Here is a 14062-nt window from a genome sequence, read left to right on the forward strand (position 1 = left end):
AGCATGGCGCGTGCGGAACCTTGAACTGGATGACGGGCGGTTGTCCGAAGCGTGAACGAACGAAAAACGCGTTTCGAGGTTTCCGCTTGCCCCTCCCGTTCTGATCGGATTCTCGTGTCTCTTCGCCTTCTCGTTGTCGCCAGTGAAACACCCAAGCAGCGGGATGCACGCCGCAAGTCCGTGGGGCAATCCTCGGACGAGACCTATGCCGACACATTGCGCGCGCTCGATCCATCCTGCGATGTCGAACTGGTTTCCTGCGTGGACGGCGATAAAGGTTTCTCGCTCGATGAACTCGCCGGCTTCAGCGGCATCATCTTCGCGGGCTCTCCCATCCAGATGCAGGAAAAAACGAGCGAGACGCGTTCGGCCGCAGCCTTCATGCGCGAGGTCTTCGAAGCGGGAACACCGTCCTTCGGCTCCTGCGCGGGTTTGCAGATCGCAACGGTCGCTGCGGGAGGAACCTGCAAGGCCCGCGACGACGGCATGCAGGCCGGTTTCTCGCGCGGCATCGTCGCGACGCCAGAGGGTCGCACCCATCCGATGCTGAACGGGCGACCGCTCTCATGGACCGCGCCTGCCATTCATTCGAGCGTCGTGGACCGATTGCCGCCCTCGGCGACCGTTCTCGCGCGCACCAACGACACGCCGGTCGAAGCGCTGGAGATCCGCTCGGGATCGGGCGTGTTCTGGGGTGTGCAGTATCATCCCGAAATCGCGATCGGCGAAATCGCCGCCTCGCTTCGCCGGCAGTCCGATGAACTCGTCGAGGAAGGACTTGCGGCCGATCCAGGCGCAGTCGATGCCTATTCCCGCGTCCTGGAGACGCTCGATGCCGATCCCGAACGCCGTGATCTGGCATGGCAGATCGGGCTTGATGACGAGGTGCTGGCCGTGGAAAAGCGAACGCGGGAGTTGAGGAACTTTCTTTCCTATCTGCATGAGCGCGCGGTCGCCTGAAGGGCGAGACGCCCTTTCACGTCATCAGAGGGCTGGCTCGCTCGACGCTGAAGGCCGGCTGGCGCAGTGGCAGTCCGGTCTCTGCGCGCTTGAGCATCCTCCGGGCGTGCAGAGCTGATCGCAGTTTCAGCTTGCCGGTTGTGCCTCAGGCCGGTCCACCAAAAGCGAAATGCCGAGAACAGCGAGCCCCGCCACGCCCAGAATGGCGCCGACCCAGCCGGTCGAGGCATAGCCATAGCCGGCCGTGATCGCCATGCCGCCGAGCCATGCGCCGGCCGCGTTGGCGATGTTGAAGGCCGAATGCATGGATGTGGCGGCCAAGGTCTGTGCATCGCCCGCGACATCCATCAGCCGCGCCTGGACTGCGGGTCCGAGCGCGACGCCGAAGCCGACAAAGAACACGCACAGGCAGAGCATGATCGGATATTGCGCGGTCAGCGCGAAGACGACGAGCACGACGATGTTGAACACCATCATGCCGAACAGCGTTTCCTTGAGCGCGCGGTCGGCCGCCCATGCTCCCAGGATGTTGCCGCTGATCATGCCCGCGCCGAAGATGGCCAGAATGACGGGAACGAAGGTTTCGGGAAGACCGGTCACGATCTGCGCGGTCGCGGCGATATAGCTGAACACCGCGAACATGCCGCCGAAACCTACCGCCGCGAAGGCGAAGGTCAGCCAGACCTGGGGGCGCATGAGGGCGCTCAGCTCGCGCATCGCGCTGGCATCCTCGTGAACCTCGTCTTCTGGCACGGTGAACCAGAGAAGCGCCACCGTAAGGACGCCGATGGCACCCACGAGGACGAACAGCGAGCGCCAGCCGAACAGCTGGCCGAGCCAAGTGGTGAGCGGCGTGCCAAGAAGCGTCGCGACCGTGAGCCCGAGCATCACGCGCCCGATCGCCTGCGCGCGCTTGTTCGGCCGCGCGATCGAGGCGGCCACCAGAGCCGCGACGCCGAAATAGGCACCATGCGGCAGGCCTGAGATGAAACGCAGGAGAACAAGGCTTTCCATTCCGGGCGCCACCGCGCTTGCCAGGTTGCCGGCCGCGAAAGCCAGCATCAGAAAAAGCAGAAGCGTGCGGTGGCTGAGCTTGGCGGCAAGCAGCGCGATCAGCGGCGCGCCGACCACCACCCCGAACGCATAGGCGCTGATGAGGTGACCCGCTTGCGGAACCGAAACGCCGAGGCCTTTCGCGACGTCGGGCAGGAGCCCCATGATCGCGAACTCGCCGGTTCCGATGCCGAAGCTGCCGACCGCCAGCGCGACCGTGATCAGAAACACCAGTCGTGCGGGCGTGGATTGAGCAGGTATGGACTGGGCAGGTATGCGCTGGGCAGGCATGGGCAATGGATCGACGGCCGCAGCGGGTGCGGTGCCGTAGGTGGCTTCAGTGGTCATGGAAAACGATCTGCGTCCGGTGCGTTGCGCGCTGCATAAGCAATCCTGACCGAAAGGCGAAGCGGTTTTGCGTGCGACGTGATGGCAAGGCTTGCAGCTCAGCCCGCGCCTGCCTGCAATGCGGCTGGTGGCAAGAAAGTTATCTCACCATTCGATCGGGCTGCCGTCATAGGCGAAGAAGCCGCCGCTGGCCGATTGCGGCAGCGCATCGAGCACGGCCAGCAGGCGCTCCGCGGCTTCGTCGGGCGAGAACCGATCGCGGTTCAGGGCGAACGGATCGGACAGCCGTGTTGCCACCGTGCCCGGATGCAACGCGACCACGACCGCCTCGGGCCGGGTGCGGCCGATCTCCACCGCTGCTGTGCGCACGATCTGGTTCAGCGCCGCCTTGGCGGCGCGATAGGAAATCCATCCGCCCAGGCCGTTGTCGCCGATCGAGCCCACGCGTGCAGAAAGCGTCGCAAACAGCGCGCGGCGGTTGCGTGGCAACAGGGGCGCGAAGTGCTTGAAAAGCAGGGCCGGTCCGATCGCGTTCACCGCGAACTGCTTTGCCATGGCTTCCGGACTGATCGCCTGCAGCGTCTTTTCCGGCTTGTCGCCGTCGATAACCAGAGCGCCGGTGGCGTCGAAGACGAGATCGAGTTCGCCACCCGCGGCAATCCGCTCAGCGGCGGCGGCGATGCTCGTTTCGTCGCAAAGATCGAACCCGTCCTTGCGCGACAGGGTTGCCACCGCGCGGCAGCGTGGATCGGCTGCGAGAAAGCGGCTCACCGCCGCGCCGATCCCGCCCGTGCTGCCGATCACCAGCGCGCGGTAACCGTTCTGCAAAGATGACAGTTCCTTCACCCGCCCGATCCTCGATCTTTACCGCCGTGACAGGAGGCTTCTTCCTCTGTCTCACCGTCGCAGCAGCAGTGCCACCACGAAGATGGCGCCGAGCGAACTGGTGACCACGCCGATCGGCAGTTCCTGCGCCGTGATCAGCGTCCGCGACACGAGATCGCTCGCCTGCAACAGAACCGCGCCGAACAGCGCGCAGGTGAGGCCGAGGCGCCGGTGAAGCGGGCCGACGGCCGCGCGCGCCAGATGCGGGATCATCAGCCCGACGAAGCCGATCACGCCTGCCACCGACACCAGAAGGGCAGTGGCGAAGCTTGCGGCGACGAAGGTCGCGATGCGCAGGGGCACGACCGAAACGCCCAGGCTTTCGGCCGTGTGCTCGCCCGCCAGAAGCGCGTCGAGGCGGCGATGCTGGTGAAGCGCGAAGGCGAGAACGGCGGCCGCCCCCGCAATCCCGAGCCAGATGCTGCTCCATGTGGCGCGGCCCAAACCGCCGAGCGTCCAGAACAGCACCGAATAGGCGGCGCGCTGGTCGCCCGAGAAGACAAGGTAGTTGGTGAGCGCGGTGAACAGGAACGACACGGCAAGCCCTGCCAGGATCAGCCGCTCCGCGCCCTTGTCGCGCGTGCGGTGGAGAAGCAGGAGGACGATGGCGGTCGCACACATGCCGCCCGCGAAGGCCGCCGCCGGCAGCGTCCAGATCCCGAACTGGTTGCCGAGGCCCGTGATGACGGCAACCGCACCCGCGGCCGCACCGGCCGAGAGCCCGAACAGAAACGGGTCGGCCAGATCGTTGCGCGTCACGGTCTGCAAGAGGAGCCCGACCACGCCGAGCCCGGCACCCACCGCGATCGCCAGCACCGCGCGCGGCAGGCGCAGATCCACGACGATGCGCCCGACCGGCCCGTCCGCACCCGATCCGCCCAGGCCGAGCGCATGGCGAAGGGCAGCGAAGACCTTGTCCGCCGGGATCACCGTCGAGCCATACATCACCGACAAAAGTGCCAGCGCGGCCATCAGGACGGCCGCGCCCGCAACGCTGAAACCGAAGCGTTTGTTCAAGCGATCAGAACGCTTCCGGATGCATGGCCCTGGCCATCTTCGCGGTCGCCTCGATATTGGCGGGCCCGGGCGTCAATTCGGCATAGCGCAGCGCCACGAAGCGCTTGTTTCTGACCGCGTCGGTTTCCTTCATGGCCGGATGGTTTTCGAGGAAGTCGAGCAGCTTCCGGTAGCCGGCATCGTCCTGGTAGTCGAGCAGCACCAGGAACTCCGGATTGCGCGTCGCGACCGTTTCCCAGTCGGTCGTGCCCCAGGAGGTGTCGAGGTCATCCATGATGTTCCTGCCGCCCGCCGCCTCGATCATCGCGGTGGGCATGGCGAAGCGGCCTGCGGTGAAGGGCTTGTCCTCGCCCGAATCGTAGAGGAAGACGCGCGTGCCGCTGTTCGGGCCGACCTTGAGCTGGATGTCGGCCATCTCCTTTTTCCAGCCGGCTACCAGCTGTGCTGCCTTGTCGTCCTTGCCGAACACCGCACCCAAGCGCTCGATATCGCCGTAAAGCAGGTCCATGCTGGCCTTGGGCCGGCTCTTGTTCTGGATGGCGCAGCTTTCGGAAAGGATCAGCGTCTTGATGCCATGGGCCGCGAGCGCATCCGGCGTGACACCGTTTTCGGGGCGCAGGCCGTAGTTCCAGCCGGCAAAGAAGAAGTCCGGCTCGGCGGCCACGATGGTCTCGACCGAGGGGTTCTTCGGCGCGAGCTCAGGGATGAACCCCTGCTCTTTCTTGAATTCCGGCCCGACCTTGTACCAGCCGGTGATGCCGGTGAGCCCGACGATGGCAGGCTGGAGATCGAGCGCAAAGGCCATTTCGGCCATGTTGAGATCGTGGATCACCGCGCGCTTGGGCGCTGCCTCGAAGGTAATCGGAGCGCCGCAATTCTCGACGGTCACCGGGAAAGCGAAAGCCGCGGAGGCCCAGAATGTGGCGAGGGAGAGGAGGAGAAGGCGTTTCACTGAAAGCGTTTCCGTGAGAAAGAGACAGGACGGTCGAAGACGGTAAGTTCGCGCCGCTCGCGCGGGTGAGGAAAACGCAAGACCTCGACGGCAAAAACCGCGCGCACGGTTTCGGGCGAGAGCGTTTCGGCCGGCGTGCCATGGGCGACGAGGCGCCCGCCATTCATCACTGCCACATGGGTGGCGAAGTCCGGCACGAGTGCCAGATCGTGAAGCACCGCGACCACGGTGAGGCCCAGTTCGGCGACGAGCCCGAGAAGGTCGCTGCGTGCACGCGGATCGAGATGGTTGGTTGGCTCGTCGAGAAAGAGCACCTGCGGCTCCTGCGCCAAAGCGCGGGCGATCTGCGCGCGCTGGCGTTCGCCGCCCGACAGGCTGCCCATTTCGCGGTGGCGCAGATGGTCGAGCCCGGTACGGGCGAGCGCGGTGTTGAGAATGCCCCATTCCTCGACGCGGCTTTTCAGCCCCGAATGCGGAATGCGGCCCAGTCCCACATAGTCCCACAGGGAAACGCGCGGGTCGGGCTGGTCGGTCTGGCCGACAACTGCCGCCGTGCGGGCGCGCTCGGCCGGCTTGAGGGCGGCGAGCGGGCGGCCGAGAAGCGAGACCGTGCCGCGATCGGGCTTCTGCATGCCGGCGAGGATGCGCAGAAGCGTGGTCTTGCCGGCGCCGTTCGGGCCGATCAATGCCAGCCGCTCGCCTTCGCCCACGGCAAGCGAGACGTCATCGAGGATCACCGTTCCGCCACGCAGCGTGCAGCCGAGCGCTCTGGCTTCGATCACGGACGTCTTCATGGAGTGGAGGAGAGGAGCCGTCACCACGCGCTTCCCCGCCTTGAAGCCGCCGCGCAGCCCGAACCGGAAGCCCGGCAGAGCCGACCGATCATGATCGCATGGTTTGAAGCTTCGGCATCCATATCGCTCCCCTTCGCCTTTGGCGCGGGAAGGATGCTGCCACATGCCGGACGCATACCGGCAGGCCTCGCAACGCTTCCCGGCACACCCCGTCCGGTCGTTTCAGTTCGTGATGGCAGGTCTCCTGGCTCACGGGTCACGGCCTTTATCCGCCTTCCCGGCCGCGAGGGACCAGTGGCATGTCGGACAAAAGCTCGCCGCTCACAGTTGCGGGGGCAGCTGCGGCATCGGCCATGAAGGCTTCACCGCATTCCCTTTTCACCTTCCGCCTTGCGGCTTCGGGCACCATCAAAACCGATGCTAAGCACAAAACCATGCCGCGGCAAGGGCTGTCATATGTAATGTTGTTACATTTAGCAATCTGCAGGATGGTTCATGATATTCCGCTTCAGCCCGATCCCGATCTTGGGTACGACCGACCCAGCCCCAGGCAGGGGATCAGCGGCTTTCCTTGTGCGCCACTAGTGTCCGCGGTCTTCCGTGAAGAGCGACCAGACCGCGATGAACAAAGCGGCGATCAGCGGGCCGACCACGAAGCCGTTCAGGCCGATCAATGCGATGCCGCCGAGCGTCGAAACCAGCACCACATAATCGGGCATCCGTGTACCCGCACCGACCAGCGGCGGGCGCAGGAGATTGTCGACGAGGCCGATCACGAGCACGCCGACAAGAACGAGGATGATGCCTTTCACGTAAGCGCCCGACAAAAACAGGAACAGGGCGATCGGTCCCCAGACGATAAAGGAGCCGACAGCCGGCAGAAGCGACAGCACGGCCATCAAGACGCCCCAGAGCAGGGCGGCGGGAATGCTCATCAGCCACAAGGTGATGCCGCCGATCGCACCTTGTATGAGGGCGATGATGACGTTGCCTTTCACGGTGGCCTTCACCACGGACCTGAACTTGTCGAGGATCGTGTCCGTATGGTGCGCGCTCAACGGGCTCGCCCGCTTGATCTTGCTGGTCAGCGCGGGCCCGTCGCGAAACAGGAAGAAGAGCACGTAAAGCATCACGCCGACGCTGACGACGAGTTGCGCCGTGCCCTGGCCCACCGAAACCAGGCTCGTGGTGATGGTTTGCGCGCCTTGCCCGAGCGTGCTCACGACGCGCTGCTGGATCTCTTCCAGCGAGCCCAGATTGAAGCGGGCAAGCAGATCCGTCACGAAAGCGGGCATGGCATCGCGGAAGGTCTGCAGGATCGTGGCGGCATCCGTCTGGCTCGACTGCAGGCGGCCGTAGAACGATGCGGCTTCTCCTGCGAGGGCTGACAGGATCAGTGCCCCGGGGATCATCACGAGACAGATGCAGGCGAGAACGCTGAGGGCCGCCGCCCAGCCGCGCCGGCCTTTCAGGGCTTTTTCCAACCGGCGCTGCAGCGGGTTGAACAGGATCGCCAGCGTGATCGCCCAGAAGACGGCGCCGTAGAACGGCAGCAAAAGCCAGACGAAGGCCACGGTCACCAGCACGATGACCACCACGAAGCTCGCCTGCTCGGCGCGGGTGCTGATGCTGCTCATATCGGGTTCTCCGCGCGAGGTTGGCCGAACAGGGGTGAAAACGGGCGACGCGCCGGTTCGAGCCGGAGCCGGCCGGTTCGGCTCAGTTCGCCTTGTGCCTCAAGGCTGCGCGCGGCGCTACCATCTTCTGGGTCATGAGCGAGAGCGATTCGCTCAGGCTTTAGAACCTGTTATGGCAACCAGCCGTGTTTCGTGACTGTTGAAGAAAGGTCCGTCCCCAAACCGGAGCCTGGAGCGCGCTTGGCGAAACGATCCGTGAAACGAAAAGGTGCAGCTTCCAGACGGGGTCCTCGTCTGAAGCCCGTGAGCTCCGCGCCTGCCGCGCAGGACACACCCGTCCTCCAAGCCGAATGGCCGCTCGCCGTTTCGGTGACGCTCGGCTCCGCCGTTCGGGCAAAGGGCATCGGCCAGGAATTGCGGGCGCGGCTGCCGGTGCTGGCGCGGCTCGGGCTCAAGGCCGAAGCCGGAAGGCTGGTGCTTTCACTGGCTCAAAGCGAGGAAAAGCTCTTCGAGGCCGCTTCAGCCATCGTGGAAAGAAATCTTGTCCAGATGGCCGTGCTGCCCGTTCTGCCACGCGAGGTGGAGGACATTCTCGCCATCGCGCCGCGCGAGCGGTTGAAATGGACCAAGGATGGACGGCTGCAAAGTGCCGGCACCAGAACCGTGAAGCTGCGCGGCCGGGCGAAGGCCGTCACGTTCCATGTCTTCGATCCGCGCTTCATCGAGGATGTGCTCGACCGCGACATGCCGGCGCTCTGGCGCGAAGAGGACAAGGAGACCGCAAGCCAAAACCGCAAGCGGGCCGCCGGCAAGGCAGCGCTCAAGCGCAAGGCGGGCCAGGTTCCCACGGAAGCCGCCTCCGAGCCACTGAGGCCCGATCAGCCCGCCGAGGCGCGGCCGAGGCTCAAAGGCTGGGATGCGTTCTCCGACGACGGCCTGTTGCGCTGAAACGCGATCGCCCTGCGCCGTCAGGCTTTCTGGCCGCCAAGGCTTCTCGCAAAAAGCCGCCCGATGGCCAACAGGATTCCGAGCAGGCCGAGGCCCAGAAGCCAGACGACCATCGTCGTGCCATGGCCGTAGGTGCCCAAGAAACCTTCGAGCCAGTTGGCGATCAGGGTCGTTTCGCGCGGCAGGTCGGCGAGCCACCAGTTCCAGTCCACGGCTGTGCCGAGCTGCGCCAGGATCCAGTAGCTGCCCCACACCACCGCCGACCAGATGGCGGCGGCCACGAGAACCAGTCCCGTGAGGAGGCGGCTCATCGCACCGGCTCCGCCTCGATGACCGGACCATTGTTCCAGTCGCGCCCCTTGTTCGGGTCACGCCTGTTCGAGGCGTGTGTGGGCGCTCCCGGGTTTTCGGCCAGATGCTCGCGCAAGAGCGCCATGTTGCGCAGGTTGGCGCGGAAGAACACGTCGCCGATCCAGCCCGCCACGGGAACGAGGCCGATGGCGAGATCGACGCCGACATTGGCGAGCATGCGCAGGAGAACGGATTTCGGCACGCCGAGGCGTCGCGCTTCCCAGACGAGCCAGGCGGACATGCCCTGCGACACCAGCGGGCCCGCGCCCGGCACGAGGTTCAGAAAGGCGTCCGCACCGATCCGGGTGCCGATCACAGGCACGCGAAAGGCGGCATCCATCAGGCGCGACAGCTTGTCGAGGCGCGCAAGCGTCGCCGCACGGTCGGGCGGCTGGCGGAAAAAAGATTCCGACTGAGTGGGGTTCACGGTTTTCACTGAAAACCAAGGCTCCTCTTCATGCCGGACCACGCGCCCGGCTCCAAAGGGGTCCGACATCGCCGCGTGCTCAACCACGCCGCCAGAGGGGCCCGGACCCAACAAGCCTTATGTGGTGATCCCGAAATCGGTGTGCAAGCGCCAACCGCACGCTATGATGGGCCCACGCTATGATGGACTACCCGCTATGATAGGTGCTCCGTTGCGGGAATGGGCAGGAGAGGAATCGCGATGACGGCGGACTGGTTTGCGACAGGCTGTTTCGTGGGCCGGGTCTGGCGCGACGCGGTGGACGGGCCTTCGCTGGTCACGGTTCGCGAGGGGGCGGTGATCGACATCACCTCGCGCGAGGTGCCGACGGTGCGCGACCTGCTCGAACTGGACGATCCGGTGGCCTATGCGCACAGCACCCAGGGCAGCGCCATCGCGGACGCGGCAGCACTTCTGGCGACGGGCCGCACCGATGGCGTGAGGCTGCTGGCACCCATCGATCTTCAGGCCGTCAAGGCCTGCGGCGTCACCTTCGTGCGCTCCATGCTCGAGCGCGTGATCGAGGAGCGGGCAGCGGGCGATCCGGCCGCTGCGAGTGCGATCAGGGAGAGCCTCTCGGCCATCATCGGCGGAAACCTGTCGGGCGTGGTGCCGGGCTCGGCCCAGGCGCGCGAAGTGAAGGCACTGCTGATCAAAGAGAAGCTCTGGTCGCAATATCTCGAAGTGGGCATCGGGCCTGACGCGGAAGTGTTCACCAAGGCGCAGGTCCTGTCGGCGGTCGGCCATGGAGCCGAGATCGGCATCCACCCGGCATCACACTGGAACAACCCCGAGCCCGAGATCGTGCTCGTCGTGGACGCAGAGGGCCGGACGCGGGGTGCCACGCTCGGCAATGACGTAAACCTGCGCGATGTCGAGGGCCGCTCGGCACTTCTTCTCGGCAAGGCCAAGGACAACAACGCGTCCTGCGCGGTCGGCCCGTTGATCCGGCTTTTCGACGAGGCTTACGGGATCGAGGACGTGCGCCAGGCCGAACTCGTGCTCGAAGTGGAGGGCACGGATGGTTTCACGCTCGAAGGCCGGAGCTCCATGCGTGAGATCAGCCGCGATCCGCTCGATCTGGTGGCCCAGGCCATCGGGCCCAATCACCAGTATCCGGATGGCTTGGCGCTTTTTCTCGGCACGATGTTCGCGCCGGTGCAGGATCGGGGGGAAAAGGGCCAAGGCTTCACGCATCGCATCGGCGATGTGGTTGCGATTTCCAGCGAGGGCTTGGGGCTCTTGCGCAATACCGTGCGTCCGTCCGACGAATGCGCGCCGTGGCGTTTCGGCGTTTCGCATCTGATGCGCAATCTCGCCCGGCGCGGACTGCTGACGGCTTGAAGCGATCCTTTCAGCCTTGCGCTGAAGGCAAGCGGACCTCGGCGCATGCGCCTTTCAAATCCGCCGATGCGCCGAGCCTGACCGAGCCACCATAGAGTTCGGCGAGCTCGGTGGCGATGGGCAGGCCGAAGCCGTAGCCGGGCACCGTCTCGTCCAGGCGCTTGCCGGGCTTGAGCACGTCCTCGACCGCCTCGGCGCTGATGCCCGGCCCGTCGTCCTCGATGCGAATGCAAATTTTGCGTTGCTCCCGGCTGGCACTGATGCGAACGGTTCCCCGCGCCCATTTGAAGGCGTTGTCGAGGAGGTTGCCGAAGATCTCGTCGAAGTCCTGCGCCTCGCAGGCGACAACTGTTTCGGCGGGGAGATCGATCTCGACCGCGACCGGCTTCGGCGCATGGACCGCGCGCATGACGTCCGCCAGATCGCCGAGCCGCGCGCTGGCCTCCGTTCGGGCCCGCGAGGTTTCCCCGAGTGCCGCGGCGCGGGCGCGGGTCAGATGGTGGCGGATCAGCCTGTCCATGCGCTCGACGAGATCGCTGGTCTGCGGATCCTGAGTGGCGGAGGGGGCGGCTGCAAGTGTCGCCAGCGGTGTCTTCAGCCCATGCGCGAGGTTCGCGGCATGGCGACGCGCGCGGGCGAGGCCCTCGGCATTCTCGCTCAAAAGCTTGTTCAACTCGGTGGCCAGCGGCATGACCTCGCTGGGCTGGTTCTCGCTCACTGACTGCCGCTTGCCCGCGCGGATGGCATGCAACTCCTCCTGCAACGCTCTCAAAGGTCGAAGGCCAAGCCGGACCTGGATGAGAGCCGCAAGCAAGAGGGCGGTGCCGAGCGCCAGCAGGGCCAGAACCAGCGGCTGCATGGCCTCCGCCAAAGGGCGGCCGATTGCCGGATCATAGGGCGCGCCGGCCGCGATCAGCGATCCGCTCCCATTTTTGCGCAGGACGCGCCAATGGATGAGCCGCCCGTCATCCTCCTTGAGATCGAAGGGACGAATTTCGCCTGGGTCGGCTTCGCGTCCCCTTCCGCTGAAATCGGGTTGTGAGCCGAGAAACGCGGATGTCGTGATCCGGTTATCCCGGGAAACCACCCAGACCCATTTTTCGCGGCGGTCGAAGGGCGGGCGGTCGCGCGCTTCCTCCAGGGAAGCGTCGCCGTCGGCAAGGCTTGCGTCGAGGAGCGCGATCTGCGCGTCGAGCCGGCCATCCACCTGCCGCACCACGAAACGTTCGAGCACGCTGCTGATCAAGACGCCAGCTACCACCAGCGCAACGGCGATTGCCGCGCCTGCCGCTAGAAGCAGCCGTCCGGCCAAAGAACGCGGCACGAGCCTCATTCGCCGCTGACCGCCGTCAACCGGTAGCCATGGCCGCGCACCGTCTCGATCGCCTCGCGGCCGAGCTTGCGGCGCAAACGGCCGACGATCACTTCGAGCGAGTTGGAATCGGTTTCGACGTCACCCTCGTAGACGCGCTCGGTCAGCTCGCTGCGCGACACCACCACATCCTTGCGCAAGGCCAGCGTGGACAGGACGCGCCATTCGAGCGCGGTAAGGCGCAAGGGCAGGCCGTTCAGCTCGAAGGAACCGAGCTGAGCATCGAAGACGAGCGCGCCGCAGGCGATGCGGGTGGCGGCATGGCCTGCCGCGCGGCGCGCCAGCGCGCGTAGACGCATCACCAGTTCCTCGACGCGAAAAGGCTTGGTGAGATAGTCGTCGGCGCCGGCTTTGAAGCCCTCGACCTTTTCCGACCAGCCGTCGCGAGCGGTCAGAATCAAGACGGGCAGGGCGCGGCCCGCCTGCCGCCACGCGCGCAGCACGGTTTTGCCATCGACTTTGGGCAGGCCGAGATCGAGCACGGCCGCATCATAGATGCCGGTGTCGCCCAGATGCTGGCCGTCCTCGCCGTTTTTCGCCCAATCGACCGCGAAGTCCTCGGCGCGCAACGCATCCGCGATGCGGTTCCCGAGCGCGGGGTCGTCTTCGACCAGCAGAACCTTCACGCTCTTCGCTCTCCTGTTTCGGATCCGGCGGCGACCTATGCCCCGGCGCTGAACCGAACCTGAACGGAGCGATTCAGGCTCGGTTGCCGGGCTCGGTGCATGATCAGCGCATTCTCGCAACAAGGAGATATGCGAATGACCACGGAAAACGAGACGACCCAAACCAGAACGGAAATGCCCGCCACGCCTTCGCGGCGCGGTGGCCGCGCCAAGGCGGCATTCGCGGGCCTCGGCCTTCTCGCCCTGGGCCTCGCCGGCGGCGCGGGCGCCACGGCGGCACTTTCGCCGAGCGACAATACGGTTCTGATGAAGCCGGTCGCGGTGAACGCGCTCGAAGACGGCACCCAGACCGCTGTCAAAGGCACGGTCGGCGACGTCTTCGGCAACAAGTTCGTTCTGGCCGATGGAACCGGCCGCGCCCTGATCGACAGCGGCTGGCGCGGCGAGGGCGGCGATCTCGTCAAGCCGGGCGAGACCGTCACCGTTCAGGGCCGGTTCGACCGCGGCTCGCTTCACGGCGAAGTTCTGGTGCGCGCCGATGGGGCGGCACAGAGCCTGAAGCCGCCGAAGCCCGGTCCGCGCGGCTGGGCGGAACGCCTCGGCGACGGCCATCTTCGGGTGGCCGAAGGGCCGGAGCTTCCCTGAACGGGTCAGTGTCAATCACCTCGTCAACAATGGAGCATTGCAAGATGAAAAAACTGATCATAGGGGCCCTGGGCCTGAGCCTTCTGGCTTCGTCCGCAGCCTTCGCGCAGGAAGCTGCAACCCCGCCCCCGCCCCCTCCCGGTGCGACCGAAGCTCCCCCGCTGCCCGAGGCCCCCGCCCCGGAAGCGCGTGGCCCCGGAGCGCGTCCGGGCGACGAGGCCGGCCCGCGCGGCGACGAGCGCCGTGGGCCGCCCGAGCGTGGCCCCAAGGATGAAGCCCGCAGGGGGCCGAAAGGGCCAGACGGCCCGCCGCCTCCGCCGCCTTCCAAGGCGGCCGAGTTCCGCTTCAAGCGCGGGCCGCTCGAAGTGACGGTGCGCTGCTCGGAATTCGAACCGATCAAGCCTTGCGCGGACGCGGCCAACCAGCTGATGGACAAGTTCGCCACGCTGCCCGCACCGGGGCCGATGCCCGGTCGTGGCGACACGCCACCGCCGCCCCTGCCAGGAGCTGAAGCGCCCGCACCGGCGCCGGCTCAGTAAACTTCGAAAATCGGGAAGGGCCGGCCATCGCGCCGGCCTTTCATCACCCTGCTCTTTCACCCTGCAAGATTTTGCCGGGACAAAAAACAAACGCCGCCGGATGGTCGTATCCGGCGGCGTTTCGC

The 14062-nt window shown here is 66.0% G+C and carries 15 protein-coding genes and 1 riboswitch; of the genes, 5 read left to right on the top strand and 10 right to left on the bottom strand.

The window, feature by feature from the left end; translation table 11 throughout:
* The first annotated feature begins 114 nt into the window (after positions 1-114).
* Entirely contained in the window at positions 115-960 is an 846-nt protein-coding gene (locus tag NGM99_RS18805) for a glutamine amidotransferase-related protein (protein ID WP_252821809.1), read from the top strand.
* A 126-nt stretch (positions 961-1086) separates the two neighbouring features.
* Here NGM99_RS18805 and NGM99_RS18810 read toward each other — a convergent pair whose 3' ends face one another.
* The 6 genes from NGM99_RS18810 to NGM99_RS18835 form a co-directional block, all read right to left on the bottom strand.
* Entirely contained in the window at positions 1087-2304 is a 1218-nt protein-coding gene (locus NGM99_RS18810) for an MFS transporter (RefSeq protein WP_252822042.1), read from the bottom strand.
* Positions 2305-2505: 201 nt separating this feature from the next.
* On the bottom strand, positions 2506-3198 hold the full coding sequence (locus tag NGM99_RS18815) for an SDR family NAD(P)-dependent oxidoreductase (protein ID WP_252822043.1): 693 nt from the start codon (positions 3196-3198) through the stop codon (positions 2506-2508).
* Positions 3199-3258: 60 nt separating this feature from the next.
* Positions 3259-4218 (bottom strand): FecCD family ABC transporter permease, encoded by a 960-nt coding sequence (locus NGM99_RS18820; protein ID WP_252822044.1) that lies wholly within the window; start codon positions 4216-4218, stop codon positions 3259-3261.
* A 49-nt stretch (positions 4219-4267) separates the two neighbouring features.
* The gene (locus NGM99_RS18825) at positions 4268-5215 is read right to left on the bottom strand and encodes an ABC transporter substrate-binding protein (RefSeq protein ID WP_252821811.1); all 948 of its coding nucleotides are present in this window, start codon (positions 5213-5215) and stop codon (positions 4268-4270) included.
* On the bottom strand, positions 5212-6033 hold the full coding sequence (locus NGM99_RS18830) for an ABC transporter ATP-binding protein (RefSeq protein ID WP_353937438.1): 822 nt from the start codon (positions 6031-6033) through the stop codon (positions 5212-5214). The genes NGM99_RS18825 and NGM99_RS18830 overlap by 4 nt, the downstream gene beginning before the upstream one ends.
* A 193-nt stretch (positions 6034-6226) precedes the next feature.
* A riboswitch (cobalamin riboswitch) is annotated at positions 6227-6434 on the bottom strand.
* Positions 6435-6590: 156 nt separating this feature from the next.
* Positions 6591-7646, bottom strand: a complete 1056-nt coding sequence (locus tag NGM99_RS18835; RefSeq protein WP_252821813.1) for an AI-2E family transporter — start codon at positions 7644-7646, stop codon at positions 6591-6593.
* A gap of 303 nt (positions 7647-7949) precedes the next feature.
* On the opposite strand from NGM99_RS18835, the gene NGM99_RS18840 reads away from it, so the two are divergent.
* Positions 7950-8594: a hypothetical protein gene (locus tag NGM99_RS18840; protein ID WP_252821815.1), complete on the top strand. Its 645-nt coding sequence runs from the start codon at positions 7950-7952 to the stop codon at positions 8592-8594.
* A gap of 20 nt (positions 8595-8614) precedes the next feature.
* On the opposite strand, the gene NGM99_RS18845 is transcribed toward NGM99_RS18840, so the two are convergent.
* Together NGM99_RS18845 and NGM99_RS18850 are read right to left on the bottom strand one after the other, a co-directional pair.
* The gene (locus tag NGM99_RS18845; protein WP_252821817.1) at positions 8615-8905 is read right to left on the bottom strand and encodes a hypothetical protein; all 291 of its coding nucleotides are present in this window, start codon (positions 8903-8905) and stop codon (positions 8615-8617) included.
* Positions 8902-9381: a DUF4112 domain-containing protein gene (locus NGM99_RS18850; protein WP_252821819.1), complete on the bottom strand. Its 480-nt coding sequence runs from the start codon at positions 9379-9381 to the stop codon at positions 8902-8904. The genes NGM99_RS18845 and NGM99_RS18850 overlap by 4 nt, the downstream gene beginning before the upstream one ends.
* A gap of 231 nt (positions 9382-9612) precedes the next feature.
* Here NGM99_RS18850 and NGM99_RS18855 point away from each other — a divergent pair, with 231 nt between their 5' ends.
* Positions 9613-10755, top strand: a complete 1143-nt coding sequence (locus tag NGM99_RS18855; RefSeq protein ID WP_252821821.1) for a fumarylacetoacetate hydrolase family protein — start codon at positions 9613-9615, stop codon at positions 10753-10755.
* Between the two features lie 10 nt (positions 10756-10765).
* Here the strand turns inward: NGM99_RS18855 and NGM99_RS21830 are convergent, their stop codons facing one another.
* Both NGM99_RS21830 and NGM99_RS18865 read right to left on the bottom strand, forming a co-directional pair.
* On the bottom strand, positions 10766-12079 hold the full coding sequence (locus tag NGM99_RS21830) for an ATP-binding protein (RefSeq protein ID WP_252821823.1): 1314 nt from the start codon (positions 12077-12079) through the stop codon (positions 10766-10768).
* 5 nt (positions 12080-12084) lie between these two features.
* Positions 12085-12753: a response regulator transcription factor gene (locus NGM99_RS18865; RefSeq protein ID WP_252821825.1), complete on the bottom strand. Its 669-nt coding sequence runs from the start codon at positions 12751-12753 to the stop codon at positions 12085-12087.
* A 135-nt stretch (positions 12754-12888) separates the two neighbouring features.
* Between NGM99_RS18865 and NGM99_RS18870 the strand changes: the two genes are divergently transcribed.
* A complete protein-coding gene (locus NGM99_RS18870; RefSeq protein ID WP_252821827.1) occupies positions 12889-13398 on the top strand; it encodes a hypothetical protein in 510 nt (169 codons plus the stop codon).
* Positions 13399-13442: 44 nt separating this feature from the next.
* Positions 13443-13937, top strand: coding sequence for a hypothetical protein (locus NGM99_RS18875; protein ID WP_252821829.1), 495 nt, complete (start codon positions 13443-13445; stop codon positions 13935-13937).
* The last annotated feature ends 125 nt before the right edge of the window (positions 13938-14062 follow it).

This window comes from Mesorhizobium liriopis, assembly GCF_024053505.1.
In the GTDB taxonomy this organism is placed as follows: domain Bacteria; phylum Pseudomonadota; class Alphaproteobacteria; order Rhizobiales; family Rhizobiaceae; genus Mesorhizobium_B; species Mesorhizobium_B liriopis.